Genomic DNA, 25739 nt, shown 5'->3' on the forward strand with positions numbered 1-25739 from the left:
CCGTTCAGGCCGACGGGGGTCTGGGGGCGGAGCCCCCAGGGGGTCGGCCGCGGCGGGGGATCGGCCCGGTGTCCGTCGGCAGACGACCCGCGTCCGCCAATGCCTTCCGCAGCAGGAACTCGATCTGGGCGTTGGCCGACCGCAGCTCGTCGCCCGCCCACCGCGCGAGCGCCTCGTACACCGACGGGTCCAGCCGCAGCAGCACCTGCTTGCGCTGCTGCGGCCGACGCTGAGGGGTTGAACCCCCGGAGGGAACCGTCACTGGTAGAGCGTCCCGGTGTTGAGGACCGGCTGCGGGGACCGGTCGCCGCACAGCACCACCATCAGGTTCGACACCATCGCCGCCTTCCGTTCCTCGTCCAGTTCCACGATGTCCTGCTCGGAGATCCGCGCGAGCGCCGCCTCGACCATGCCCACCGCCCCGTCGACGATCTGGCGCCGCGCCGCGACGACCGCCCCCGCCTGCTGCCGCTGGAGCATCGCGGAGGCGATCTCGGGAGCGTACGCGAGATGCGTGAAGCGCGACTCGATGATCTGCACGCCGGCCGCCTCCACGCGCGCGTGCAGCTCGAAGGCGAGCTTCTCGGTGATTTCCTCGGCGTTCCCGCGCAGCGACAGGCCGCCCTCGTCATGTGCGTCGTACGGGTACTCGATGGCGATGTGCCGCACGGCCGCTTCCGTCTGGGTGGCCACGAACTCCAGGTAGTTGTCCACCTCGAAGCTCGCCTGCGCGGTGTCCTCGACCTTCCACACCACGACCGCGGCGAGCTCGATCGGGTTGCCGTAGGCGTCGTTGACCTTGAGGACGGCCGTCTCGTGGTTGCGGACCCGGGTCGAGATCTTCGTGCGGGACGTGAAGGGGTTCACCCAGCGCAGCCCGTCCTGCCGGATCGTCCCCCGGTACCGCCCGAAGAGCTGGACGACCCGCGCCTCGCCCGGCGCGACCATGTTCAGCCCGCACATGGCCAGCAGTGCGGCTATGCCGACCAGGACGCCGGTGATGATCAGCACCGCCTTGCCGCCGGCCCCGGCGACCGCGGTGGCGCCGACGATCAGGCCGGCGCCGGCCAACAGCCCGACCAGGCCCAGCAGCAGGGCGAGCCCGCCGCCGAGGCTGTGCGCGGTGAACTCACGGACCTGGGGTGCGGGCATGTCGGGTACGTCGGGTGCGCCGGCGGTGACGGGCGTGGCGCCGTTCTTGTCGTTCGGCATGGGTGATGTCCCCCGTTTTCTCAAGTTAGCTTTGGTCTAGCTAAGTGATATCACTTTACCCCGGCCGGGCAACCCTATGCATCCCTCAGCCGTCGGTTCCGTTGGGATGGGTGCTGATTGTCACGTCCCCAAAAGCCCGGATCGACCGGCCTTTGTCACAACTTCCGGTGTTAGCTTTCTGAGCTGACCTGAGCGGCGAACCTGTGTGGCGGGAGCGCACACAAGAGCGAAGCGGAGCGGAACGGACCCATGGGACGAGCGGAAGAGAGACGAGCGCGCCAGCATGGCGGCCGCCGCGCCGCGCCCCGGCGCTCGTCAGGCATGCAGTCGGCCGCAGCCGGCGGCGAGTCGGCCACCGTGGTGGGCCCCCCGGCCGCGCCGGGCGGCCGGGCCGCGGCCCGCCGAGCGGCCAAGGCCGCGGGCAAGGGGGGCGGCAGAGGCGCAGGCGGCAAGGGCCGAATACGCCGGCTCTTCACCTGGAAGAAGATCCTCGGCACGTTCCTCGGCGTCTGCCTGCTCGGCATCGGCGCCTTCATCGCGCTGTATCTGTACGTGGACATCCCGAAGGACAACGCCGCCGCCCAGGCCGCCCAGCGCCAGAGCAACGTCTACAAGTACAGCGACGGCTCGACGCTGGCCCGCGACGGCAAGGTCAACCGCGAGATCGTGGACCTGTCCAAGGTTCCGAAGAAGGTCCAGTACACCTTCGTCGCGGCCGAGAACAAGACGTTCTACAACGACAGCGGCATCGACCTGAAGGGCACGGCCCGCGGTCTGCTCAACACGATGATGGGCAAGGGCGCGCAGGGCGGTTCGACGATCACCCAGCAGTACGTCAAGAACTACTACCTCAGCCAGGAACAGACGGTCAGCCGCAAGCTCAAGGAGATGGTCATCTCCTTGAAGGTGGACCGCCAGATGTCCAAGGACGCCATCCTCGCCGGCTACATCAACACCAGCTACTACGGCCGCGGTGCCTACGGCATCCAGGCCGCCGCCCAGGCCTACTACCGCGTCGACGCCGAGAAGCTCTCCGTCGCGCAGGGCGCGTACCTCGCCGCGCTGCTCCAGGCGCCGAGCCAGTACGACTGGCAGGCCGCGACCGACACCGGCAAGAAGCTGGTGACGAACCGCTGGAACTACGTCCTGAACAACATGGTCGAGGAGGGCTGGCTGACCAAGGCCGAGCGCCAGGAGCTGAAGTTCCCGGTACCGAAGGAGCCGAAGCCCACCGCCGGCCGGGAGGGCCAGAAGGGCTATCTGATCGAGCTCGCCAACCGTCAGCTGGAGGACCAGCTGATGAAGCAGGAGGGCATCACCCGCTCCCAGGCCGAGGCCGAGGTCGTCGACCAGGGCTGGACCATCACCCTGAACATCGACAAGAAGAAGCAGGCCGAGCTGGAGAAGGCCGTCAAGGCGCAGCTGACCAGCAAGCTGGACAAGAAGAAGCGGCCGGTCGACGCGGACATCCAGGCCGGCGCGGTCTCCGTCGATCCCGCGACGGGGAAGGTCGTCGCGCTGTACGGCGGCGTGGACTACTTCAAGCACTACACGAGCAACGCGACCCGCACGGACTACCAGCCCGCCTCCACGTTCAAGCCGGTGATCCTCGCCGCCGCGCTGGAGGAGAACGCCAAGACGCAGTCCGGCAAGCCGATCACCGCCAACACGATCTACGACGGCACCAGCAAGCGCCCGGTCGTCGACAGCAACGGCGACAAGGTCGGCTTCGCCCCCGAGAACGAGGACGACAGGAACTACGGCGACATCACCGTCCAGACGGCGATGAACAAGTCCGTCAACTCCGTCTTCGCGCAGATGGGCGTCGACGTCGGTATGGAGTACGTCATGGACGTGGCGGCCAAGCTCGGCATGGACACCACCAACGAGCAGGCCGTACCCGCGCAGACCCTGGGCACCATGGGCGCCAGCCCGCTGCAGATGGCCGGGGTGTACGCCACCCTCGACAACCACGGCAAGAAGGTCACCCCGAGCATCCTCAAGAAGGCCGAGCACAACAGCCGTAAGGTCGACGTCCCGAACCCGATCGGCGAGGAGGTCATCAGCCGTGAGGCCGCCGACTCGGTGACCTCGGTGCTGACGGGCGTGGTCGACGACGGTACGGCGCAGACGTCCGTGGCGAACAACCCCAAGCGCGACGGCCAGAAGGTCGCCGGCAAGACGGGTACGTCCGACGACAACAAGTCGGCCTGGTTCACCGGCTACACACCCGACCTGGTCACCTCGGTGGGCCTGTTCGGTGAGGACGACAAGACCCACGCGCAGACCAAGATGTACGGCGCGGGCGGCGAGGAGCGCGTCAACGGCGGTGGTTTCCCGGCGCAGATCTGGGCGGCATACATGTTCGGCGTGACCAAGACGGACGCCAGGTTCGACCTGGAGACCGACCAGGGCGCGGCCGTCCAGCCCACCTGGACGCCGACGCCGAGCCAGGAGCCGACGACCCAGGAGCCGACGGAGGAACCGACGACTCAGAAGCCGACGGAGACCCCGACGACCGAGGAGCCGACGGAGACCCCGACGACGGAGCCGCCGACGGAGGAGCCCACGACCGAGCCGGCGCCGACGGCGCCGACGGACGAGCCGACGGATCCGATCACCTTGGACCCGGGCAGACCCGACGAAGACCAGTAGCAACGAGAAGGGTGCCCGGCAACACGCCGGGCGCCCTTCTCGTTGCGACTCTCAGCCCCGGTTCAACTCGAACCAGACGACCTTGCCGGTACTGAGGCGGGTCGCCCCCCACCGCCGAGCCAGCCGATTGACCAGGTACAGCCCCCGCCCACCCTCATCCGTGGCGCGAGCCTGCCGCAGCCGCGGCAACTGCGGTACGTCGTCCCCGACCTCGCACCGCAGCACGTCGGTGCGCAGCAACCGCAACGTCACCGGCCGCGAGGCGTACCGCACCGCGTTGGTCACGACCTCGCTGACCAACAGCTCGACCGAGTCGGTGAGCTCCTCCAGGCCCCAGCGGGCCAACGCCCGCCGCGCGAGCCGCCGGGCACGGCCGGGCGCCGCGTCCTCCGGCTCCAGGAACCAGTACGCGACGTCGCTCGGCGCGATCCCGTCGAAGCGGGCGGCGAGCAGCGCGATGTCGTCGTCCCGGTCGCCCGGGCCGAGCATGTCGAGGACCTCGTCGCAGAGCGCTTCGAGGGGCGGCGGATGGTCGGGGCCGGTGAGCTGCGCGGTGGCGGCGAGCTTCTCGCGCAGCTGCTCTATGCCGGTCCACACGTCACGCAGGCGCGACTCGACCAGGCCGTCGGTGTAGAGGAGCAGGGTCGCTCCGGCTGGTGCGTCCAGCTCCACGGCCTCGAAGTCGACGCCGCCGACACCGATCGGCGCGCCCGCCGGCACGCGCAGTACCTCCGCGCGGCCGCCCAGGTGCAGCAGGACGGGCGGCGGATGGCCGGCGTTGGCGATGGTGATGCGGTGCGATACCGGGTCGTAGACGGCGTACAGGCAGGTCGCCATGCGGTCGGTGCCCAGGCGCTGGGCCTGCTCGTCGAGGTGGTGCAGTACCTCCTGCGGAGGCAGGTCGAGCCCGGCGAGGGTCTGGGCCGTCGTCCGCAGCTGGCCCATGATCGCGGCCGAGGTCATGGAGTGGCCCATGACGTCACCCACCACCAGCGCCACGCGGCTGCCCGGCAGCGGGATCGCGTCGTACCAGTCGCCGCCCACCCGGGCCGTCTCGGCCGCCGGCAGGTAGCGGGAGGCCAGCCGTACGCCCGTCGGACGTGGCAGCGTCTCCGGCAGCATCGTGCGCTGCAGTTCGTCGGCGATGTACGCCTCACGGCCGTACAGCACCGCCTTGTCGATGCCGAGCGCGCTGTGCGTGGCGAGCTGGGCGGCGACGAGGAGGTCGTCGGGCTCGAAGGCGATGCGGTCCGGGCGGCGCAGGAACACCGCGGCGCCGATGACACGGCGCCGGCCGCGCAGCGGGGCGAGGATCGCGCGCTGACCGTCGGGGATGATCAACTCGCCGTCGTCACCGAGGAGTTCGGGCAGGGCGGCGCGGGCGGCGGGCGCGTCGGCGAAGACGGGACGTACGCCACGCAGCACCTCGGCGAGCGCACCGCCGGGCCGCACCTCGCACAGTTCGGCGGTGACGGTCGACAGCTCGGACAGTTCGTTCGGCTCCGGCTGCTGCTGCCCGCCCGCGGACAGGAAGCCGCCCTCGGTGTCCCGCTCCTCCGGGATCCGGTCGGTACGGCGCAGCCGCAGCACGACCGGCCCTGTGGGCCGTTCGTCGCCGACCGGCAGCGGGTCGCGCAGATAGACGAGGATCGCGTCGGAGAAGGTCGGCACGGTCGCCCGGCACAGCCCCATCACGATCTCGTCCAGGTCGATGCCGCGGGCGATGCGCCGGGTGGCGGCGCCCACGAAGCGCAGCCGGTCCCCGTCCCGCCGCATCGGCGTGGGCCGCCCCGGCGGCAGTCCCTGCCCGGTGCGCCGCTCGGCGGAATCCTGCGGCTGCTCGGCGCCGGGCTGTGGCGGTATGGCCTCCGGAACGGGCCGCGGCCGGTGCGTGTCGGGCTCGGCGGCGACGGAGGGCTGTGAGTGCTCGGGGCCGTTGCCGGCGATGTCTGAGGGCTCCTTGCTCGGGCCGGGCGGTGCGGTGGTGCCCGGCGTGGAGGGGGTCTCTCCGGCGCGCGCCTGCGCGGGTAATGCGGTCCCCCCGCGGGCGTCGCCGCCGGGGGAGTGCGGCGGCGTGGAGTGCGCCGTGGACGGTGTCGAGGTACGCACGAGCGCCCCGCGGGTCTCCGCGGGGTCCACGCCCGTCTCAGGGCGTTCGAAGGAGGTCGGCTGCTCCGTCACGCCTCTCGAATCCATCCGTCCGGGGCTGCGCGCCACGCGTGCAGTTCGTCCCGCCGAAACTCCGATACCCGGAATACGTGCCCCAGGAACGGAATTACCGCGTGACCAGAGGCAGTTCCTGTGCAGCCGGTGGACGGTCTGCCCCTGCCGGCGTTGCCCTGGTAACCCTCGCTCACGTCCTGCCGCCCCTCGGTGACGATCGGTCAAGCCCGGCGCGCACTCTGGTAGTTGTCCCTGCGCGCCCTTGCGGAGGACGATCCTACGTTTGTTGCCCGGGGGCGCATCAAGGGTCTCATGAGGACATGTGCGCGGGTGTGCGATCCCAGTCCTCAGGCAAAGAAGGTACAGCCCAGGCCGGATCGGGGCGCCAGTGCTGCCAGCCGTCCGAGAACGGCGGCCCCCAGGCGCGGATCACCTCCACCGCCTCGCGCCCCGCCTCGCGCACCCGCGCGGCGAGCCCGTCGTCCACCAGCCCGTCCCGCTGGGCCTGCGCGAACTCGTCCTCGTCCCGCCAGTGCCAACTGCGGTCCGGGTGCACGGAGATGTCGAGAAAGTGGTCCTCGGAGTCCACCCCACCCGCCCAACGGGACATCGGCTGCTCGAGGTTCACGTACCAGTTCTTGAACTGCCACCCCGGTTCCCAGAACAACCACACCGACCAGGGCTCCCCGGGCCGCGCGAGCTTGAGCACCCCGGTCCCGAACCACCGGTCGCGCTGGACGGAACGCGGCTTGGTGTACCGCGTCTCCAGCGGTTCCATGTGCACGGAGGTCCCGTCGGCCAGCACGGGTTTGACGCACTCGGTCCCCGGGGCCAGCCATACGGCGAGGATCTCGGCGTCGTCCCGTACGACGGTGACGGGACGCGCGATGTGGAAGCGCCGGCCGGCGTTCTCCCGGTACCGCCACAGGATGTGTGTGCCGGGCGCCCAGAAGCCCGTCGATCCGCCCGCTTCCACTTGCGTCGTCACCGCTCCACCGTCCGCCATGCACAGATATTAGGTGCCACAGGCATACGACGCTGCGGCGCGCGTCACGGTTCACGCCGCGGTGATCATTGGTTACGGCCGTGTCATCCGCAGGACATCCAGGGCCTCGTCGAGCTGCTCGACGGTGAGGTCGCCACGCTCCACGTACCCGCTCTCCAGAACGACTTGACGGATCGTCTTCCGCTCCGCGAGCGCCTTCTTGGCGACCTTGGCGGCCTCCTCGTACCCGATGTACTTGTTGAGCGGCGTGACCACGGAGGGCGACGACTCGGCGTACTCCAGGGCCCGTTCGCGGTGGGCGACGATGCCGTCGACGGTCCGGTCGGCCAGCAGCCGGGAGGCGTTGGCGAGCAACCGGATGGATTCCAGCACATTCTTCGCGATGACCGGCAGCATCACGTTCAGCTCGAAGTTGCCGGCGGCTCCGGCGGTGGCCACGGTGGCGTCGTTGCCCACGACCTGAGCGGCGACCATGAGCACGGCCTCCGGGATGACCGGGTTGACCTTGCCGGGCATGATGGACGACCCCGGCTGGAGGTCGGGGAGGGAGATCTCGGCGAGCCCGGTGCGCGGTCCGGACGACATCCACCGCAGGTCGTTGGCGATCTTCGTCAGGCCGACCGCGATGGTCCGCAGCTGCCCGCTGGTCTCCACGATCCCGTCCCGGGCGCCCTGCGCCTCGAAGTGGTCGCGGGCCTCGGTCAGGGGCAGTCCGGTGGTGCGGGCGACCTCCTCGATGACGGCGGCGGAGAACCCGGGCGGGGTGTTGATGCCGGTGCCGACGGCCGTACCGCCGAGGGGGAGTTCGGCGAGGCGGGGCAGCGAAGCGTGGAGCCGCTCCACGCCGTACCGCACTTGGGCGGCGTAACCGCCGAACTCCTGCCCCAGGGTCACGGGCGTGGCGTCCATGAGATGGGTCCGCCCCGACTTCACGACGTCGGCGAACTCCTCGGCCTTGCGCTCCAGGGACCCGGCGAGGTGGTCGAGGGCCGGGACGAGGTCGCGGGTGACGGCGGCGGTGGCGGCGATGTGGATGGAGGACGGGAAGACGTCGTTGGAGGACTGCGAGGCGTTGACGTGATCGTTCGGATGTACGTCCCGCCCGAGCCGCTCGGTCGCGAGGGTGGCGATGACCTCGTTGGTGTTCATGTTGGACGAGGTGCCGGACCCGGTCTGGAACACGTCGATGGGGAAGTGCTCGTCCCACCGCCCCTCGGCGACCTCCTGAGCGGCTTCCTGGATGGCGTCGGCGATGTCCTTGTCGAGCACCCCGAGCCGCGCGTTCACCTTCGCGGCGGCCCCCTTGATCCGGGCGAGCGCCTCGATGTGGGCGCGCTCGATGCGCTGGCCGGAGATGGGGAAGTTCTCGACGGCCCGCTGGGTCTGGGCCCGCCACTTGGCGTCCGCGGGGACGCGGACCTCGCCCATGGAGTCGTGCTCGATGCGGTAGCCCTGGGCGGCGTCGTCGGCAGTCGTCGTCATTGTTGTACCTCCACGGGGGAGAGCGCGTGGCCCGTGGGGCCTATTCCCGTTTCAGGATCACGCAGTCCGCCACCTCCCGCAGGGCGGTTCGTACGCCAGGTCCGGCGACACGTCCTCCTTCCAGCGGGCGCGGGCGGTGTCGGTCCGCCACAGGCGTAAATTCCGTCCGCGTCGCCGGTGATGAGATGGCCGCCGCGTGGGCTGTGGACCAGCGCGTACACGTCTCCGCCGTGGCCGTTGACCGGATAGCCGTACGCACCGGTCCAGCCATTCCAGCCCGTCCGGCGTTTGAGGACGAGGCCCGAAGGGCCGAAGCGGGGGTCCAGGGGGCGGCAGCCCCCTGGCGGGGTCGAAGGGGCAGCGCCCCTGGGGACGGGACGGGTAGGGGCGGCGGGGGCGAAAATCCGTCTCCGCCGCACCCCCGGGCACTACGCCAGCCCAGGCCCCCGCACCGGAATCGACGTGAACGTCGGCGCAGGCGCCGGGTCCTGGAAGAAGTCGTTGCCCTTGTCGTCGACCACGATGAACGCCGGGAAGTCCTCGACCTCGATCTTCCAGACGGCCTCCATGCCGAGCTCCTCGTACTCGACGACCTCGACCTTCTTGATGCAGTCCTGGGCGAGGCGTGCGGCCGGGCCGCCGATGGAGCCCAGGTAGAAGCCGCCGTGGGCGCCGCACGCGTCCGTGACCTGCTTGCTGCGGTTGCCCTTGGCCAGCATCACCTTGGAGCCGCCCGCCGCCTGGAACTGCTCGACGTAGGAGTCCATACGGCCGGCCGTGGTCGGCCCGAAGGAGCCGGACGCGTAACCCTCGGGCGTCTTCGCCGGGCCCGCGTAGTACACCGGGTGGTCCTTCAGGTACTGCGGCATCTCCTCGCCCGCGTCGAGCCGCTCCTTGATCTTGGCGTGCGCGATGTCGCGGGCCACGACCAGCGGACCGGTGAGGGACAGGCGGGTCTTCACCGGGTACTTCGTCAGCTCGGCGAGGATCGATTCCATCGGCTGGTTCAGGTCGATCTTGACAACGTCGCCGTCCTGCTCCAGGTGCTCGTCCGTCGTCTCCGGCAGGAACCGAGCCGGGTCCGTCTCCAGCTGCTCCAGGAAGACGCCCTCGGCCGTGATCTTCGCGACGGCCTGACGGTCGGCGGAGCAGGACACGGCGATGGCGACCGGGCAGGAGGCGCCGTGCCGCGGCAACCGCACCACCCGCACGTCGTGGCAGAAGTACTTGCCGCCGAACTGCGCCCCGATCCCGATCTTCTGCGTCAGCTCGAAGACCTTCTCCTCCAGCTCCTTGTCCCGGAAGCCGTGCCCGAGGGGCGAGCCCTCGGCCGGGATCTCGTCCAGGTAGTGCGCGGAGGCGTACTTCGCGGTCTTCAGCGCGTACTCGGCGGACGTACCGCCCACCACGATCGCCAGGTGGTACGGCGGACAGGCGGCCGTACCCAGCGAACGGATCTTCTCCTCCAGGAACTTCATCATGGAGGCCTCGTTCAGGACGGCCTTCGTCTCCTGGTAGAGGAAGGACTTGTTGGCGGAGCCGCCGCCCTTCGCCATGAACAGGAACTTGTAGGCGCCGCCGTCGGTGGCGTACAGCTCGATCTGGGCCGGGAGGTTGGAGCCGGTGTTCTTCTCCTCCCACATGGTGAGCGGAGCCATCTGCGAGTAGCGCAGGTTGAGGTTCAGGTACGCGTCGTAGATGCCGCGGCTGAGCGCCGCCTCGTCGCCGCCCTCGGTCAGCACGTTCTGGCCGCGCTTGCCCATCACGATCGCCGTACCGGTGTCCTGGCACATGGGGAGCACGCCGGCGGCCGCGATGTTCGCGTTCTTCAGCAGGTCCAGGGCGACGAACTTGTCGTTGCTGGACGCCTCCGGGTCGTCGATGATGCGCCGCAGCTGAGCCAGGTGGGCGGGCCGCAGATAGTGCTGGATGTCGTGGATGGCCTCCTCGGCCAGCTTGCGCAGCGCCTCGGGCTCGACCTTGAGGAACGTGCGCCCGTCGGCCTCGAAGGTGGAGACACCCTCGGAGGTCACCAGCCGGTACGGGGTGGTGTCCTCTCCCATGGGGAGCAGATCGGTGTACGCGAACTCAGGCATGTCGCCCATTCCTCACTCGACAGACAGCGCGGCTGACCTCCGTTGGCAGCGTCCACCAGCGTAGAACCTGCCACTGACGGCGAGCTTGTGAGGTAAGGCTCAGTTCGACGATCACCGAACAATCCATACGGGGGCTATCGCGATCTATCGTGTTTCGGTACGCTGCTGCCGTGGACCTTCAGAAGCAGACCGCACCCCCTGCCGCCACCGAGCTCCGCGCCTCCGACGCCGACCGCGACCGGATCGCCGACATCCTGCGCGACGCCCTGGCCGAGGGCCGCCTCACCGCCGACGAGCACGCCGAGCGCGTCGAGGGCGTACTGGCGGCGAAGACGGTCGGTGAACTGGATGTCTTCATACGGGACCTGCCCGCGGCCCACGAGCGCCGCGCGCCGTACGTGCCCGCTCCCGGTCGCCCCGCCCCCGGCGCGATCCCCGCCGACGCCGACGAGAACGTGGTCGCGGTCTTCAGCAGCGCCGTCCGCAGGGGCCGCTGGCGCGCGGGTCGCCGTATCCATGCGTACGCGATCTTCGGCAGCGTGGAGATAGACCTCAGTGAGGCGCTCTTCGAGTACCAGCAGGTCGTGGTCCGCGCGATATCGGTCTTCGGCACCGTCGAGGTCCGCGTCCCGGAGAACGTCTCGCTGCGCGGCACGGGCGGCGGTGTCCTCGGCAACTTCGAGGTGGACACGCTCGACGCGGAGGACCCCCGGGCGCCGGTCGTCCATGTCGACGGCTGGGCCGTGCTCGGCAACATCGAGGGCCGGCCGAAGCGGGGGAAGCTCGTCGCGGACATTCTCGACCGCGTTCAGCGCAAGGTCGACAAGGGTTTGCGCAAGCATCTGGATCGTTGACGATTGCGAATCAGATCGTCGTCAACCCCGCTCCACGGCCGTCCCGATCGCCCCGAGGCGGCGCGCACCACCCCCCGAAATCCAGCGGTTCGGAACTGGCTGCATAGGCGCGCGCACAGCGGGTAGACCTTGCTGCATCGTCTCTCGCTCGCGAAGCCGTCGTCAGGAGTAGACCGTGCTGCAACCGCCGCATTCGTCCCTGCAGGTAGCTGCCGTTCCGGCCCAGCGGGTGCCAGTGCGAGACAGGGACCAAGACGCCCCGTGGCATACGGAGGCCGTGTGCCGCCGCGACGAGGCCGGCCTGTTCTTCGCCCCTTCGAAGGAGCCCACCGCGGCCCGACTCTCCCGCGAGGAGGCGGCCAAGCGAGTCTGCGCCCGCTGCCCGGTCATGGTCGAGTGCCGCGAACACGCCCTGCTGCAGCCCGAACCGTACGGCGTCTGGGGCGGCCTCACCGCAGCGGAACGCCGAGTGGTCCTGGCGCGGCGCCGCCGCCGCGAGATGGAGTTGAAGAAGGCCGCGAGGGCGGCGGACCGTATAGCGCAAGCGGGCTGAGCACGGAGAAAGGCGCCCCCTCCGCACCGGGGGCGCCTTTCTGCAGCTGGGCTTCATGCCGGCCCAGGGGCACGGGGCGGTGTCGATATGCGGCTCTGCCGCGTATGCGCGATCAACCGCGAACTACCCGCAGTCGCCGACGATCCGCGGTGCCCGAACTCTCAGGCGCTAGGTCACTTGGCCCGGTCGAAGTCGATCGCGCTGTAAGCCCGCAGCTTGCTCAACCGGTGCTCGGAGTCGATCCTGCGCACCGTCCCCGACTTCGACCGCATCACGATCGAGTCGGTGGTCGCGGTCTCCGACCGGTACCGCACACCCCGCAGCAGCTCACCGTCGGTGATCCCGGTCGCGACGAAGAACACGTTGTCCCCGGCGACCAGGTCATCGGTCATCAGCACCCGGTCGAGGTCGTGCCCGGCGTCGATCGCCCGCTGCCGCTCCTCGTCGTCCTTCGGCCACAGCTTGCCCTGGATGGTCCCACCGAGGCACTTCACGGCACAGGCCGAGATGATCCCCTCCGGCGTACCGCCGATGCCGAGCAGCATGTCGACGCCGGTGCCCTCACGCAGTGCGTAGATGGACCCGGCGACATCCCCGTCGGAGATCAGCTTGATGCGCGCACCGGCGTCCCGGATCTCCTTGATGATGCCCTCGTGGCGAGGCCGGTCGAGGATGACGACGGTGACGTCCTCCGGCGTGGACCGCTTCGCCTTGGCGACCCGGCGGATGTTCACTTCCACGGGCGCGTTGATGTCGACGAAGTCGGCGGCCTCGGGACCGGTGACCAGCTTGTCCATGTAGAACACGGCCGACGGGTCGAACATGGACCCCCGGTCGGCCGCGGCCAGCACCGAGATCGCGTTGGGCATGCCCTTCGCGGTCAGGGTCGTCCCGTCGATCGGGTCGACGGCGATGTCGCACTCGGGACCGGTGCCGTCGCCGACCCGCTCCCCGTTGAAGAGCATCGGCGCCTCGTCCTTCTCGCCCTCACCGATGACGACGACGCCGTTCATCGACACGGTGTGGACGAGGGTCCGCATGGCACGCACCGCGGCACCGTCGGCGCCGTTCTTCTCGCCCCGCCCGACCCAGCGGCCCGCGGCCATCGCCGCCGCTTCGGTCACACGGACCAGCTCCAGGGCGAGGTTGCGGTCGGGGGCTTCGCTGGGTACTTCGAGCTCGGACGGCAGATGATGATGATTCTCGGTCATCGAGGCGCACCTTTCTGATACGACGACGGCCGGATGAGGGTGACCGCCCTGACTCTATCCTCGGGCGCGCAGTATGAGCAGGGGGCCCCACGGATGAGCAGCCGGGGCACCTGCGACGATAGGGGGCGTGGCAGGTTCGAACGGCAAGCAGAAGTCGGTCCGCAACATGGTCCTCTCCCTGGGAGTGACCGTGCTCGCGGCGGGAGTCATCTATCTCTTCGTCCCCCATGAGGACGGCGCACCCGACCTCCCGCGGGTCGACTACCGCGTCGAGCTGCTCACGGCCCGCCGTGCGGCGTCCTACCCCGTGGTCGCGCCGCAGGGCCTGCCCGACTCCTGGAAGGCGACCTCCGTCCGCTTCAAGGGCGACGACTTCGACGCCTGGCACCTCGGCTTCCACATCCCCGGCGGGGAGTACGTGCAGGTCGAGCAGTCGGCCGAGAAGCCGGCGACCTTCCTGGAGGAGGCCACCCAGGGCGGACGGGCGACCAAGGACACCGAGAAGATCGGCGACCGGACGTGGACGCGGTACACGGGCGGCCGGTACGACGCCCTCGTGCACCAGGAGAAGGGCGCGACGACCGTCGTGGCGGGGACGGCGTCGTTCGAGCAGCTGACGCGGATGGCGAAGGCGCTGAAGGCGGAGTGACCGTCCGCCCACGACTCGGCTGACGACGAAAGGCCCCCGGCGACACCGCGGGGGCCTTTCGTGTGCGCGGGCTCGGCGCCCGCCGTGTGCTCGGACCGGTCAGACCGTCGTGATGACCTGGTCGAACTCCAGGCGGGGGGAGCGCGGGTACCAGGCGTCGGGGCCCGGCTTGCCGATGTTGACGACCATCAGCGGGGTGTGGTCGTCGTCCAGGAACTCCTTGCGGACGCCCTCGAAGTCGAAGCCGGTCATCGGGCCGGCGGCCAGGCCGGCGGCGCGGACGCCGACGATGAAGTACGCGGCCTGGAGGGCGGCGTTGAGCCCGGCGGCGTTCTCACGGGCCCCGCGCTCGCTGAAGAAGAGGTCCTTGGCCTGCGGGAACGCCGGGAACAGGGCCGGCAGCTCCTCGTGGAACTCGTTGTCCGCGGACAGGATCGCGACCAGCGGGGCGGCGGCGGTCTTGGCCTGGTTGCCCTCGGCCATGTGCTGCACCAGGCGCTCACGGGCCTCGGCGGAGCGGACCAGGGTGATGCGCAGCGGCGTCTGGTTGAAGGCGGTCGGGCCGTACTTGACCAGGTCGTAGATCGCCTGGACATGCTCCTCGGTCACCGGCTCGTCGGTGAAGGAGTTCGCGGTGCGGGCCTCGCGGAACAGCAGGTCCTGGGCGGCGGAGTCAAGAACGAGAGACATGCGTGAACCTTCTCGGGATGTGCGGGGTGCGCGTCAACGGACCGGGTGCGTCAACGGACGGGGCCGCGTAAACGGACCGGGGACCGGTTGTCGTCGTCGACAGTACGCGAGACAAGTTCAAGCTTCAACAAAAGAGCGATTGTGGTGATCCGCTTCACAGCCGGACCCAGAGCCGGAGCCCCACCCGCCACCGCCGCTGAGGCAGCAACCGCGCTGCTGTCACGACTCGTCCCCGCCGTCTCCGCGCTCGGCCGCGGCCTCCTCGGCCAACGCCGCGTCCAGCCGCGCCCGCGCTCCGTCCAGCCAGCGCCGGCACACCTTGGCCAGCTCCTCGCCCCGCTCCCACAGCGCGAGGGACTCCTCCAGCGTCGTACCGCCCGCCTCCAGCCGCCGTACGACCTCGATCAGCTCGTCCCGGGCCTGCTCGTACCCGAGGGCCTCTTCCACCTTGCTGGTCATTCGCCCACCCTAAGCATCGCCATGTCCATCGCTGTGTGCCTCACCCGGACCGTCGCCTCGACGGCTCGGACCACCGACTCGTACGGAGAACTCTCCCTCGGCGACCCGCGCCCGCAGCGCCTCGTCCGCCGTCACCTCGCCCGGGTCACGCACCACATGCCCGTCGGCCTTCTGCAGCACCGCATACCCGCGCTTCAGAGTCGCAGCGGGGGACAGGGCCACCACGCGCGCGTGCGTGTGCGTCAGCTCCGACTCCGCGCGGTCGAGGAGGTGGCCGAGGCAGCGGCGGCTCCGGTCCAGGAGCGACGCCACGTGATCGGCGCGTTCGTCGATCATCCGGTGCGGATCCTCTATCGAGGGCCGCGCGAGGGCGTGCGCCAGCCCGCGCTCCTCCCGCTCGACGAACGCCACGACACACCGCCGGGCCCGATCGCGCAGCATCCGGACCCGCTCGTACTCCTCACCCACGTCCGGTACGACCTTCTTGGCCGCGTCGGTGGGGGTGGAGGCCCGCAGGTCGGCGACGTGGTCGAGGAGGGGGTTGTCGGGCTCGTGCCCGATGGCGGACACGACCGGCGTACGACATGAGGCGACGGCCCGCACCAGCTGCTCGTCGGAGAAGGGCAGCAGATCCTCGACGCTCCCGCCGCCCCGGGCGACGATGATCACGTCCACGTCGTCGATCTCGTCGAGCTCCTTCACCGCCTGCACGACCTGCGGTACGGCGTGCACGCCCTGCACGGGGACGTTGCGCACCTCGAAGCGGACGGCGGGCCAGCGGTGGCGGGCGTTCTCCAGGACATCCCGCTCGGCGGCCGAGGCCCGTCCGCAGACCAGGCCGATGAGCTGCGGAAGGAAGGGCAGCGGCTTCTTCCGCTCCGGCGCGAAGAGCCCTTCCGCGGCGAGGGCCTTCTTCAGCATCTCCAGGCGGGCGAGCAGCTCGCCGACGCCGACGGGCTTTATCTCGGTGGCGCGCAGGGAGAGCTGGCCGCGCGGCGCGTACCACTCGGGCTTGGCCAGTACGACGACCCGGGCGCCCTCGCTCACCACGTCGGCGACGTCGTCGAACACCTGCCGGTAACAGGTCACGCTGACGGAGATGTCGTACGACGGATCCCGCAACGTCAGGAATACGACGCCGGCGCCGGGGCGCCGCGACAACTGCGTGATCTGCCCCTCGACCCACACCGCCCCGAGCCGGTCGATCCACCCCCCGATGAGCCGCGACACCTCACCGACGGGCAGGGGCGATTCCGGGGACGTGTTCACAGCCATGCGCCGAGCGTAACGGCCACCGCTGACAACGTGGCCCACCGGAACGGGGGCCCGGGCGGACCGCGCGGGGTTTCGCCCCCGCCGCCCCTACCCGTCCCATCCCAGGGGGCTCCGCCCCCTGGACCCCCGCTCCTCAAACGCCGGAGGGGCTGACGTACTCAGCCAGTCCGGCGTTTGAGGACGAGGCCCGTCCAGGGCCGAAGCGGGGGTCTGGGGGCGGCAGCCCCCGGGGGGACGGGAATGGGTAGGGGCGGCGGGGGCGAAAAACCCGTCACAGCCCACTGTCAGTCTCGCCACCAACCCGTCACCCACACGACCTTCGGCCCCCCGACCGCACCCTTACGATGGGACGCATGACTGCTTCGCCTGGCCGCCGTGTCCTGCTCGCCGCCCCCCGTGGCTACTGCGCGGGTGTGGACCGCGCCGTGATCGCCGTCGAGAAAGCCCTGGAGCAGTACGGCGCTCCGGTGTACGTCCGGCACGAGATCGTCCACAACAAGTACGTCGTGCAGACCCTGGAGAAGAAGGGCGCGATCTTCGTCGAGCGGACGGAGGAGGTCCCGCCGGGCAACATCGTCATGTTCTCGGCGCACGGCGTGGCCCCCGTCGTCCACGAGGAGGCCGCGCGCGGCAAGCTCGCCACCATCGACGCCACCTGCCCCCTGGTCACCAAGGTCCACAAGGAAGCCGTCCGCTTCGCCAATGAGGACTACGACATCCTCCTGATCGGGCACGAGGGCCACGAAGAGGTCATCGGCACGTCCGGCGAGGCCCCCGACCACATCCAGCTCGTCGACGGCCCGGCCGACGTCGCCAAGGTCGAGGTCCGCGACCCGTCGAAGATCGTGTGGCTGTCCCAGACCACCCTCTCCGTCGACGAGACCATGGAGACCGTCGACGCGCTGAAGGAGAAGTTCCCGCAGCTGATCTCCCCGCCCAGCGACGACATCTGCTACGCCACGCAGAACCGTCAGCTCGCGGTGAAGCAGATGGGCGCCGAGGCCGAACTGGTCATCGTGGTCGGCTCCCGCAACTCCTCCAACTCCAAGCGGCTGGTCGAGGTCGCCAAGCTGGCCGGCTCGCGCGAGGCCTACCTCGTGGACTTCGCCAGCGAGATCGACGAGGCCTGGCTGGAGGGCGTCACGACGGTGGGCGTCACCTCCGGCGCCTCCGTCCCGGAGGTCCTCGTCGAGGAGGTCCTGGAGTGGCTCGCCCAGCGCGGCTACGGCGACGTCGAGCTCGTCAGGGCGGCCGAGGAGCACATCACCTTCTCCCTGCCGAAGGAGCTGCGCCGCGATCTGCGCGAGGAGGCGGCGGCGCTGATCGCCGAGCGCACGGGGGCCGACAAGGGCTCCGCGGACTCCGGGGAGTGACTGTCAGTCCGCCGTCGTAACGTAGGGCCATGCAGATCTTCGGCTTGGACATCGGCGGATCCGGGATCAAGGGCGCCCCGGTGGACCTCGACAGGGGCGATCTCGCTCAGGAGCGCTTCAAGGTGCTCACCCCGCACCCGGCCACGCCCGACGGGGTGGCAGACGGCGTGCAGCAGGTCGTCGAGCACTACGGCTGGACGGGGCCGGTCGGGCTGACCTTCCCCGGCGTGGTCACCGACGGATCCACGATCCGTACGGCGGCGAACGTCGACAGAGGCTGGATCGACACGGACGCACGCGCGTTGTTCAGCGAGCGGCTCGGCGGCCTGCCGGTGACGGTGGTCAACGACGCGGACGCGGCCGGCGTGGCCGAGATGCACTTCGGTGCGGGCCGCGACCGCCGGGGCACCGTGATCCTCCTCACCTTCGGCACCGGCATCGGCAGCGCGCTGTTCGTCGACGGCACCCTCGTCCCCAACACCGAGCTGGGCCACCTCGAACTCCACGGCCACGACGCCGAGAAGCGCGCCTCCAGCAAGGCCAGGGAGGACGAGGACCTGTCGTGGGAGCACTGGGCCCAGCGCGTCCAGAAGTACCTCGCCCATGTCGAGATGCTGTTCTCCCCGGAGCTGTTCATCATCGGCGGCGGGGTGAGCCGGAAGTCCCACAAGTTCCTGCCGCACATCGAGGGCATCAAGGCGGAGATCGTCCCGGCGCAGCTGCAGAACAACGCGGGGATCGTGGGAGCGGCGATGCGGGCGGCGGAGAAGGCCGGCTGAAGGACGTCTGGCGGCTGAGGACATCTGAGGTCTGAGGTCCAAGGACGCCCAAGGACATCTGAGTCTGAGGCCCAAGGACGCTCAGAAACTCACGGAGGACGGCTGGTCGACGCTCACAGCGACCGGCGGCGGGCCGCCGCCCTGCGCACCATCAGGCGGACCCTTCGTACGGTCACGATGAGAGCGGTGACCAGCGTCCCCCCGTACAGCCACCCGGCCTCAGTGGCGAGGGCGGTCACGATCCCCATCAGGTGACCGCCGATCCCCCCGCCCTGGTCGGCCAGCGGAACCAGCCCCACCGCGAAGGCGATGGGCACGACCACCGGCGCGGTCATCAGGTCGCCCCTGCGCACCCAGACCGCCGTCAGCACGCAAACCGGCAGGAACAGCGCGCTGTACACCGCGAGCGACGACCCGAACAGCAGCGCGTCGAGATAGCCGAGCAGCAGCATCACGGCACCGCAGAACAGGCCGCCGCCCAGGCCGGTGAGCCGGGGGTTGGGAAACCGGCGCGCGGTCTGCGGCGCGGGGGACGGCCCTGGACGCCGTACCGCCGCTGCCTCCGGGACCGGGCCCGGACGGCGCTGGGAGACGGGCCGGGGCGACCGGGCGGGCTGGGCGGATCCGGTGGCGCGGGATGACCGGGCGGGGCGGGGGGAGCCGCCCGCCTGGGCGGAGCCGGACGACCGGGGCGGCCAGACGGACCGATCCGAACCGCCCGCACCCCTCACCCGCCCCGCACCGCCCGCACCGCGCTCACCCCGCGCGAACCCGCCCGCGCCGCGCCTCGTACGACCTTCGCCCCGCTCCACACCGACCCCGTCCGGCGCGCACCCGCGCTCACCCCGCGCGAACCCGCCCACGCCCCGCCCCGCACCACCCCCACCCCGTGCCGCCCGCGGCGGCAACGGAGGCGGCGTACCGCGTCGCGAGTCATACCCGGCAGGTCGCGCCCTGTCTGACTCCACTGCACCAACCTAGGTCGGTTTATGTGGTGAATCGGTCCTCAGACACGCCCGGGGGTGGACCTTGGCCACCTGTTCGATACGGCGGCCCTCGGCCGCCGGGGCCCGGTCCGGTACGCCGTAGACTGGTGGATCGGCCCGTGCGTCTGCATCATCTGCACCGAAGATCGAAGAAGGACCGGGCCCCAGCCCAGCCCAGCCCTGAAGTCCTCTCACGTACGGGAAGTCGCAACGTGTCGCTCACGATCGGAATCGTCGGTCTGCCGAATGTCGGCAAGTCGACCCTGTTCAACGCCCTGACCAAGAACGACGTGCTGGCGGCCAACTACCCGTTCGCCACGATCGAGCCGAACGTCGGTGTGGTCGGCGTCCCGGACCCGCGCCTGACGAAACTGGCCGAGATCTTCTCCTCCCAGCGCGTCCTCCCGGCGACCGTCGACTTCGTCGACATCGCGGGCATCGTGCGCGGCGCCTCCGAGGGGGAGGGCCTGGGCAACAAGTTCCTCGCGAACATCCGGGAGTCCGACGCGATCTGCCAGGTCATCCGCGCCTTCAAGGACGAGAACGTCGTCCATGTCGACGGCAAGGTCTCGCCCAAGGACGACATCGAGACGATCAACACCGAGCTGATCCTCGCCGACCTCCAGACCATCGAGAAGGTCCTGCCCCGGCTCCAGAAGGAGTCGCGGATCAAGAAGGACATCGCGCCGAAGGTGAAGGCCGTCGAGGAGGCCAAGGAGATCCTGGAGAAGGGCGACACGCTCTTCGCCCACGGCATCGTCCAGGGCACCGAGCGCAACGAGCTCCTGCACGACCTGCACCTGCTCACCACCAAGCCCTTCCTCTACGTCTTCAACGTCGATGAGGACGAACTGGTCGACGAGGACTTCAAGAACGAGCAGCGCGCCCTGGTCGCCCCCGCCGAGGCGATCTTCCTCAACGCCAAGCTGGAGGCGGACCTCGCCGAGCTCGACGAGGAGGACGCGATGGAGCTGCTGGAGTCGGTGGGCGCCGAGGAGCCCGGCCTCGCGACCCTCGCCCGCGTCGGCTTCAACACCCTCGGCCTGCAGACCTACCTGACGGCCGGCCCCAAGGAATCCCGCGCCTGGACCATCAAGAGGGGCGCCACCGCCCCCGAGGCCGCCGGCGTCATCCACACCGACTTCCAGAAGGGCTTCATCAAGGCGGAGGTCATCTCCTTCGCCGACCTGGTGGAGACCGGGTCGGTGGCCGAGGCCCGCGCCAAGGGGAAGGCGCGGATGGAGGGCAAGGAGTACGTGATGCAGGACGGGGACGTGGTGGAGTTCCGCTTCAATGTGTGAGCGGTTCGTTACCATCTGGTAGATCATTGGATATCTGCAGGTCAGAAGGGGTCGGGCTCGGTGAGTCCGGCCCCTTCTGTGTTCCCGTGCTGACTTGGTGCTGACCCCTACTTGGCCCTCGGTGGGATGAGCCTTTCGAGATCCAGGCTGATCTCGAAAGGCACAGGCCGCTTCAGAGTGCCCCGGAAGATGCCGACGGGCGCGTAGACGCCGGTCGGCTCGTCGAGTTCGTAGACGTGGACGACGGGGGCGCCGTTCTCGTCCTCGATGCACCAGTAGTGCGGGATACCGGCCTCCGCGTACTTGCGGAGCTTGACCGTGCGGTCCCGGTGCGCGGACTCGGGTGAGACGACCTCGATGACGAGTCGCACCTCATCAGGCGTGAACCAGGTGCGGTCGCCGTCGTAGGCGGCCGTCGTCAAGAGCAGATCGGGCTCGGGCCGGTTTCGCTCGTCGAGCTTTATGGTCATCTCGCGGCCGACGCTGACCTCGCTGGGCGCCTGCTCCATGAGGGCGACAGTGAGCATGGTGACGAGGTGGCCATGCCACCACCGCTGGGGCGACATCATGAAGACGAGGGCTCCGTCGATCAGCTCGGTGTGGCGGGGTGCCTCGGGGAGGCGGTCCAGGTCCTCCGCGAACCAGCCTTCCTCGCGCGGCGGGCGCATCCAGTCGGGCAGTGCGGTCATGGCTAAACCGTAGCGACTCGGCCAGGCCCGGGCCACGAGATCGTCAAGGGGCGATCGCCTTCCTGACCGTCCTGCAACCCTCGGGCCTGCCGGCCGTGCTGATTCTGTGCTGACTTGGAGCTCCCAGGAGCCCGGTGTCGCAGGTGAGAGCGCTGTGGCTGACGTTCCGCTGCAGCGTGTAGCGGGCGCCGTATCGCCACGTCGTAGATCTGGCGAAGGTGCAGTTCGGAAGGGGTCCGGCCGTGCGCGGTCGGACCCCTGGTTTTTCCCGCACCTTCGACGAAGGCCGCGGCCATCTGCTGCAACTGGGCCTGTGGACAACGCGGTTGGGCGTGCCTGGCCTCTGCTACGGTGCCCGGGGATCGACGATCACAGGGGGGACGGATGGGGGCCGTCAATCGATCGAGGGCCGAGCGGCAGCGGCAGGCGCGGATCCTGCGTTATTGGCGGGCCGTGGAGTACTTCTCCCCACCGAAGGTCGATCCGGTCAATCCACGCAAGAACCTCTTCGCCGTGGGGCCGAATCGGCCACTGCCCTGGGAACCCGGCTCCGTCATCCGCCGGACCCGGTCCCGGCCGAACCTCGTGTGGCAGCACACGGTCTACGCGGGGATCTTCGCGGTCGACAAGGTACGTGACGTCCTGTTGCAGGCGTTTCGTGCTCCGGAGTCCGAGCGGGACTTCGACGGCCGGATCGGCGGCGACAGCGCCGTGCTCTGCTTCACCGTGAACCAGGACGGGCTGCTGATCAAGGACAGTGTCACCCTGTCCTCATGTGCCTGGGCGGTCGGGCAGACCCTGCACCCCGGACCGCACAGCGACGAGTGGCTGACCGGTTTCGACGAGGACAGCACGCACCTGCTGCAGCGACTGCTGGACCTCGGCGACGGGAGGGTCGAAGTCGATCGCCGGCCCGTGCCCGTGCCCGGGGCCGTGTCGTCGCAGTCGCAGTCGGGGCTCGGCCCTGTCGCGGGGCTGATGTCCCGCCTCGTCGTGGGTGCGGCGGCCGGTGCGGTGGGGGCCGGGCTGGGTCCCGTGGCGGGGGCGGTGGCCGCGAAGGTGATCGAGCAGGTCGGCGGTGACCTGATCGATTCCGCCGCTGCCCGGTTCACCGACCGCACCCGGGGCGACAGGGCGGCATCCGGCCAAGGTCCGGACAGCGGTGCGGCGGAGGAAACGGAGGAAGCCGAGGAGTCGGAGCAGCGCGGGGCGGAGCCGGAGGGGCCACCGCCCGAGGTGGGCACGAAGGTCCTGGATGTGTACGACCTGGCGGCCATCACCCGGTGGGTCGCCGAGCAGCTCGGCGTCGCCGAGACCCTCCTGCCCGACGCGATCCGCGTCAAGAGCTACCAGGTCGCGGCCCGGCACGCGGACGACGCGGGCGGTGATGTCTTCCTCAACAGCTTCTACGCCGACGATCTGGAGCGGGTCGCCGGCGTCCTCGAGGCCGGACAGGCCGGCACCGCCCTGCTGGACTACCTGCGGGCCGAGGCGGATCTGGACGCGATGAACCGCTTCGACGTGCGGCGCCTGCCCGAGGTCGTCTGGGAGAGCGTGCAGCCGTCGAACATGCCGCCCGGCCGGTGGCCGGCGGATGCCGACAAGCCGCTGGTGCTCAGCCAGCAGTTCGCGGTCAACCGCATCCTGGCGAGTCTCGGGCCGGACGACGGCCGCGGCCTCTACGCGGTCAACGGACCACCCGGAACCGGCAAGACGACCATGCTGCGCGACCTGATCGCGGCCTTGGTGGTCCAGCGGGCCGAGCGGTTGGCGGTCCTGCGGCGGCCGGAGGACGCCTTCGCCCGAAAGCCGCGCACCTGGCGCACGGAGGAGACCGCCGGCAAGACCTACCCACGCACCATCCACCCTCTGATCCCCGAACTCACCGGCTTCGAGATCGTGATCGCTTCGTCCAACAACGGAGCGGTGGAGAACGTCACCCTGGAAGTCCCCGGAGCACGGGCGATCGGCGACGCATGGCAAGGACGCGCCGACTACCTCGCCGGCCCCGCCACCCTGGCGCTGGAGGAAGACGCCTGGGGTGCTGTCGCCGCACGCCTGGGACGGCGCAGCAATCGCTCCGACTTCGTCCAGCGTTTCTGGTGGGGCGAGCAGGCCAAGGGCACCAGCAGGCCAGGACCGGAAGCGAGCGAGGACCGCCCGCTGATGGGCCTGCACAAGCTCCTGCAGCTGCAGGGCAATCACCTCTCCGCCTCCTCACGGAACACCCAGGGCACGAGCACGAGCCCTGATGCCGAGGCGGCGGCGCCGCTGGGGCGAGAGACCTGGCAGCAGGCGGTCCGGCGCTTCACCCTGGCCCGCAGCCGCGTGCGCGCGCTGGCCGCGGAGCGGCAGGAGATCGCGGATCTGCTCACCCGGCTCGCGGGCCCCGATGCCCTCCTGGATGAGCTGGTGGCCTTCGAGTCCGGCGCCCATGACACGCTGCTGCTCCTGCAACAGGAGCAGCGCCGCGCCGAGGACGAACTCGCCGGCCATCGGGAGGAGCACGCCCGGCGCCGGGACACGATGGCCGCCGAGCGCACGCGACTCGACCAGGCGGAAGCCGCGGTCCGCTACGGCGAGGAAGGCGTCAGGACAGCGGAGTCCGCACTGCGCGCCCACGACGCGGGCAGACCGGGCCTGGTCAGGAGACTGGTCACCCGCGAGCCCATGCGGCGCTGGGAGGCCGGGCGCCTTCCGCTCCAGGCGGATGTGGAGGCCGCGGACGCCCGTCTTGCCGAGCTTGAATCCGCTCGGGCCGCACGGCACGCGGCGCTGCGTTCCGCCCAGGCGGAACTGGATCAGGCATGGGGCGCGATCACGCGTGCCGAGGCCCGGCTGACGGCGTGCGAGCAGGCACGTGAGCGACAGGTCATCACCACCGACGAGGCCGGACAGCAAGTGGCCCGCCGACGCCGCGAAGTGGAAGCCGAGCGACGCCGACTGGCCGCCGCCAAGGAGCGGTGGGGCGACCGCGTGCCGGGAGCCGAATGGGGGGCGGCGCTCGACGACCGTCAGGCGATGGAGACGCGGGAGCAGTCGGCGCCCTGGATGGACACCGCGTTCGCCGAGGCGCGCTCGGAACTCTTCCTCGCGGCCCTGGATCTGCATCGCGCGTTGCTGGCCACCGCGCCCGAGCTCATGCGCAAGAATCTGCAGGCCGTGATGGAGGTGGTCAAAGGTCAGGCGCCGGCGGACCTGGACGCCGAAACGGTACTGGCCGCCTGGCAGTTGCTGTTCCTGGTGGTCCCCGTGGTCTCGACGACCTTCGCCTCGGTGGGCCGTATGTTCGCCCAGCTGGGCAGCGAGGCCCTGGGCTGGCTGTTCGTCGACGAGGCCGGCCAAGCCGCCCCGCAGGAGGTGGTCGGCGCGCTGTGGCGAGCCCGCCGCGCCGTCGTTGTCGGCGACCCGCTGCAGCTCGAACCCGTGGTCACCCTCCCGTGGACGGGCCAGCGGCGCCTGGCCGGACACTTCGCGGTGGACCGCCAGTGGGCCCCGGCCGCCTCCTCCGTCCAGGCCCTCGCCGACCGCCTCAACCCGTACGGCACGTGGCTGAAGGACCAGGACGGCGAGGACATCTGGCTCGGCTCGCCCCTGCGGGTGCACCGCCGCTGCGATCGCCTGATGTTCGACGTCAGCAACAAGATCGCCTACGACGGGATGATGGTCTACGGAGTCCACCGGGACCAGGACGACTTCCCGCTGGCGCAGCGCAGTGTGTGGTGGGACGTGCGCGCGCTACCGGGCGAGGAGAAGTGGAACCCGGAGGAAGGCAGGGCCCTGGAAATCACCCTCGACCGGATCCGCACCCGCATCGACGAGGCGATCCGGCAGGAGCGCCTGCACACCGGCGAGCCGTTCCCCGGAGGGTCGTTCCCCGGCGAGGCTGGGGGAGGCGATCCCGCCGCGGAGCGAAAGCGCCGTCTGAACGACTCCGTCTTCGTCGTCAGCCCCTTCCGCGACGTCGTCCACGGCCTCGGCAAGGTGGTGGGCGGTGCTCTCACCTCCAAGCGCTACGGCACGGTGCACACCACGCAGGGCAAGGAAGCGGACATCGTGATCCTGGTGCTGGGCACCGGCGCCGGCCAGGTGGGGTCTCGGAACTGGGCCGCCCAGAAGCCCAACCTCCTCAACGTCGCCGTCACCCGCGCCCGTCGGCGCCTCATCGTCATCGGCGACCTCGACGCCTGGTCGCGACACCGTTACTTCAAGGACCTGGCGCAGCACGAGCTGATCCACCGATGGACCCCGGAGCGCTGAGCAAAGGGACGGCCCCGCGCCCGCAGGGGGGCGCGGGGCGCGAGGC

At 70.2% G+C, this 25739-nt stretch carries 20 protein-coding genes; 8 read left to right on the plus strand and 12 right to left on the minus strand.

Translation table 11 applies throughout. From position 1 onward, the window contains the following. Positions 1-4: 4 nt before the first annotated feature. Positions 5-262 carry a hypothetical protein gene (locus tag ACIREI_RS24810; RefSeq protein ID WP_403336627.1) on the minus strand — a complete coding sequence of 86 codons (258 nt, stop codon included), beginning with the start codon at positions 260-262 and terminating at the stop codon, positions 5-7. After that, positions 259-1212 carry an SPFH domain-containing protein gene (locus ACIREI_RS24815; protein WP_403336630.1) on the minus strand — a complete coding sequence of 318 codons (954 nt, stop codon included), beginning with the start codon at positions 1210-1212 and terminating at the stop codon, positions 259-261. The genes ACIREI_RS24810 and ACIREI_RS24815 overlap by 4 nt, the downstream gene beginning before the upstream one ends. A 249-nt stretch (positions 1213-1461) precedes the next feature. Here ACIREI_RS24815 and ACIREI_RS24820 point away from each other — a divergent pair, with 249 nt between their 5' ends. Beyond that, a complete protein-coding gene (locus ACIREI_RS24820; RefSeq protein ID WP_403336633.1) occupies positions 1462-3867 on the plus strand; it encodes a transglycosylase domain-containing protein in 2406 nt (801 codons plus the stop codon). Between the two features lie 51 nt (positions 3868-3918). Here the strand turns inward: ACIREI_RS24820 and ACIREI_RS24825 are convergent, their stop codons facing one another. From ACIREI_RS24825 to ACIREI_RS24840, 4 genes are all read right to left on the minus strand, one after another. Next, positions 3919-6063 carry a SpoIIE family protein phosphatase gene (locus tag ACIREI_RS24825; protein ID WP_403336636.1) on the minus strand — a complete coding sequence of 715 codons (2145 nt, stop codon included), beginning with the start codon at positions 6061-6063 and terminating at the stop codon, positions 3919-3921. A gap of 277 nt (positions 6064-6340) precedes the next feature. Then, positions 6341-7036 (minus strand): DUF402 domain-containing protein, encoded by a 696-nt coding sequence (locus ACIREI_RS24830; RefSeq protein WP_403336639.1) that lies wholly within the window; start codon positions 7034-7036, stop codon positions 6341-6343. Positions 7037-7108: 72 nt separating this feature from the next. Then, complete coding sequence (locus tag ACIREI_RS24835; protein ID WP_403336642.1) at positions 7109-8518, minus strand: class II fumarate hydratase; 1410 nt, start codon at positions 8516-8518, stop codon at positions 7109-7111. Positions 8519-8946: 428 nt separating this feature from the next. After that, on the minus strand, positions 8947-10614 hold the full coding sequence (locus ACIREI_RS24840; RefSeq protein WP_403336645.1) for a fumarate hydratase: 1668 nt from the start codon (positions 10612-10614) through the stop codon (positions 8947-8949). A 170-nt stretch (positions 10615-10784) separates the two neighbouring features. On the opposite strand from ACIREI_RS24840, the gene ACIREI_RS24845 reads away from it, so the two are divergent. Beyond that, positions 10785-11468, plus strand: a complete 684-nt coding sequence (locus ACIREI_RS24845; RefSeq protein WP_403336648.1) for a DUF1707 domain-containing protein — start codon at positions 10785-10787, stop codon at positions 11466-11468. A gap of 175 nt (positions 11469-11643) precedes the next feature. Beyond that, positions 11644-12021: a WhiB family transcriptional regulator gene (locus tag ACIREI_RS24850; protein WP_403336651.1), complete on the plus strand. Its 378-nt coding sequence runs from the start codon at positions 11644-11646 to the stop codon at positions 12019-12021. Between the two features lie 173 nt (positions 12022-12194). Here ACIREI_RS24850 and glpX read toward each other — a convergent pair whose 3' ends face one another. Beyond that, complete coding sequence (gene glpX, locus ACIREI_RS24855) at positions 12195-13232, minus strand: class II fructose-bisphosphatase (RefSeq protein WP_403336654.1); 1038 nt, start codon at positions 13230-13232, stop codon at positions 12195-12197. A 127-nt stretch (positions 13233-13359) separates the two neighbouring features. Here glpX and ACIREI_RS24860 point away from each other — a divergent pair, with 127 nt between their 5' ends. Next, on the plus strand, positions 13360-13881 hold the full coding sequence (locus tag ACIREI_RS24860) for a DUF4245 domain-containing protein (protein WP_403336657.1): 522 nt from the start codon (positions 13360-13362) through the stop codon (positions 13879-13881). Between the two features lie 99 nt (positions 13882-13980). Here ACIREI_RS24860 and ACIREI_RS24865 read toward each other — a convergent pair whose 3' ends face one another. The 3 genes from ACIREI_RS24865 to xseA form a co-directional block, all read right to left on the minus strand. Continuing rightward, positions 13981-14571, minus strand: coding sequence for a malonic semialdehyde reductase (locus ACIREI_RS24865; RefSeq protein ID WP_403336659.1), 591 nt, complete (start codon positions 14569-14571; stop codon positions 13981-13983). 219 nt (positions 14572-14790) lie between these two features. After that, the gene (locus ACIREI_RS24870; protein WP_403336662.1) at positions 14791-15030 is read right to left on the minus strand and encodes an exodeoxyribonuclease VII small subunit; all 240 of its coding nucleotides are present in this window, start codon (positions 15028-15030) and stop codon (positions 14791-14793) included. 9 nt (positions 15031-15039) lie between these two features. Then, positions 15040-16305 carry an exodeoxyribonuclease VII large subunit gene (gene xseA / locus ACIREI_RS24875; RefSeq protein WP_403336665.1) on the minus strand — a complete coding sequence of 422 codons (1266 nt, stop codon included), beginning with the start codon at positions 16303-16305 and terminating at the stop codon, positions 15040-15042. A 344-nt stretch (positions 16306-16649) separates the two neighbouring features. Here xseA and ACIREI_RS24880 point away from each other — a divergent pair, with 344 nt between their 5' ends. Both ACIREI_RS24880 and ppgK read left to right on the plus strand, forming a co-directional pair. Then, positions 16650-17678 (plus strand): 4-hydroxy-3-methylbut-2-enyl diphosphate reductase, encoded by a 1029-nt coding sequence (locus ACIREI_RS24880; protein WP_403336667.1) that lies wholly within the window; start codon positions 16650-16652, stop codon positions 17676-17678. A gap of 29 nt (positions 17679-17707) precedes the next feature. Next, positions 17708-18457: a polyphosphate--glucose phosphotransferase gene (gene ppgK, locus ACIREI_RS24885; RefSeq protein ID WP_403336670.1), complete on the plus strand. Its 750-nt coding sequence runs from the start codon at positions 17708-17710 to the stop codon at positions 18455-18457. A 113-nt stretch (positions 18458-18570) separates the two neighbouring features. Here the strand turns inward: ppgK and ACIREI_RS24890 are convergent, their stop codons facing one another. Continuing rightward, positions 18571-19320 carry a DUF6542 domain-containing protein gene (locus tag ACIREI_RS24890; protein ID WP_403336673.1) on the minus strand — a complete coding sequence of 250 codons (750 nt, stop codon included), beginning with the start codon at positions 19318-19320 and terminating at the stop codon, positions 18571-18573. A gap of 335 nt (positions 19321-19655) precedes the next feature. Between ACIREI_RS24890 and ychF the strand changes: the two genes are divergently transcribed. Further along, positions 19656-20744 (plus strand): redox-regulated ATPase YchF, encoded by a 1089-nt coding sequence (ychF, locus tag ACIREI_RS24895; RefSeq protein WP_403336675.1) that lies wholly within the window; start codon positions 19656-19658, stop codon positions 20742-20744. A 107-nt stretch (positions 20745-20851) separates the two neighbouring features. On the opposite strand, the gene ACIREI_RS24900 is transcribed toward ychF, so the two are convergent. Further along, positions 20852-21433: a Uma2 family endonuclease gene (locus tag ACIREI_RS24900; RefSeq protein WP_403336678.1), complete on the minus strand. Its 582-nt coding sequence runs from the start codon at positions 21431-21433 to the stop codon at positions 20852-20854. Between the two features lie 384 nt (positions 21434-21817). Between ACIREI_RS24900 and ACIREI_RS24905 the strand changes: the two genes are divergently transcribed. Next, positions 21818-25693: a DEAD/DEAH box helicase gene (locus ACIREI_RS24905; RefSeq protein ID WP_403336681.1), complete on the plus strand. Its 3876-nt coding sequence runs from the start codon at positions 21818-21820 to the stop codon at positions 25691-25693. Positions 25694-25739: the final 46 nt, after the last annotated feature.

Origin of the sequence: Streptomyces sp. NPDC093591 (assembly GCF_044764885.1) — a bacterium.
Taxonomy (GTDB): domain Bacteria; phylum Actinomycetota; class Actinomycetes; order Streptomycetales; family Streptomycetaceae; genus Streptomyces.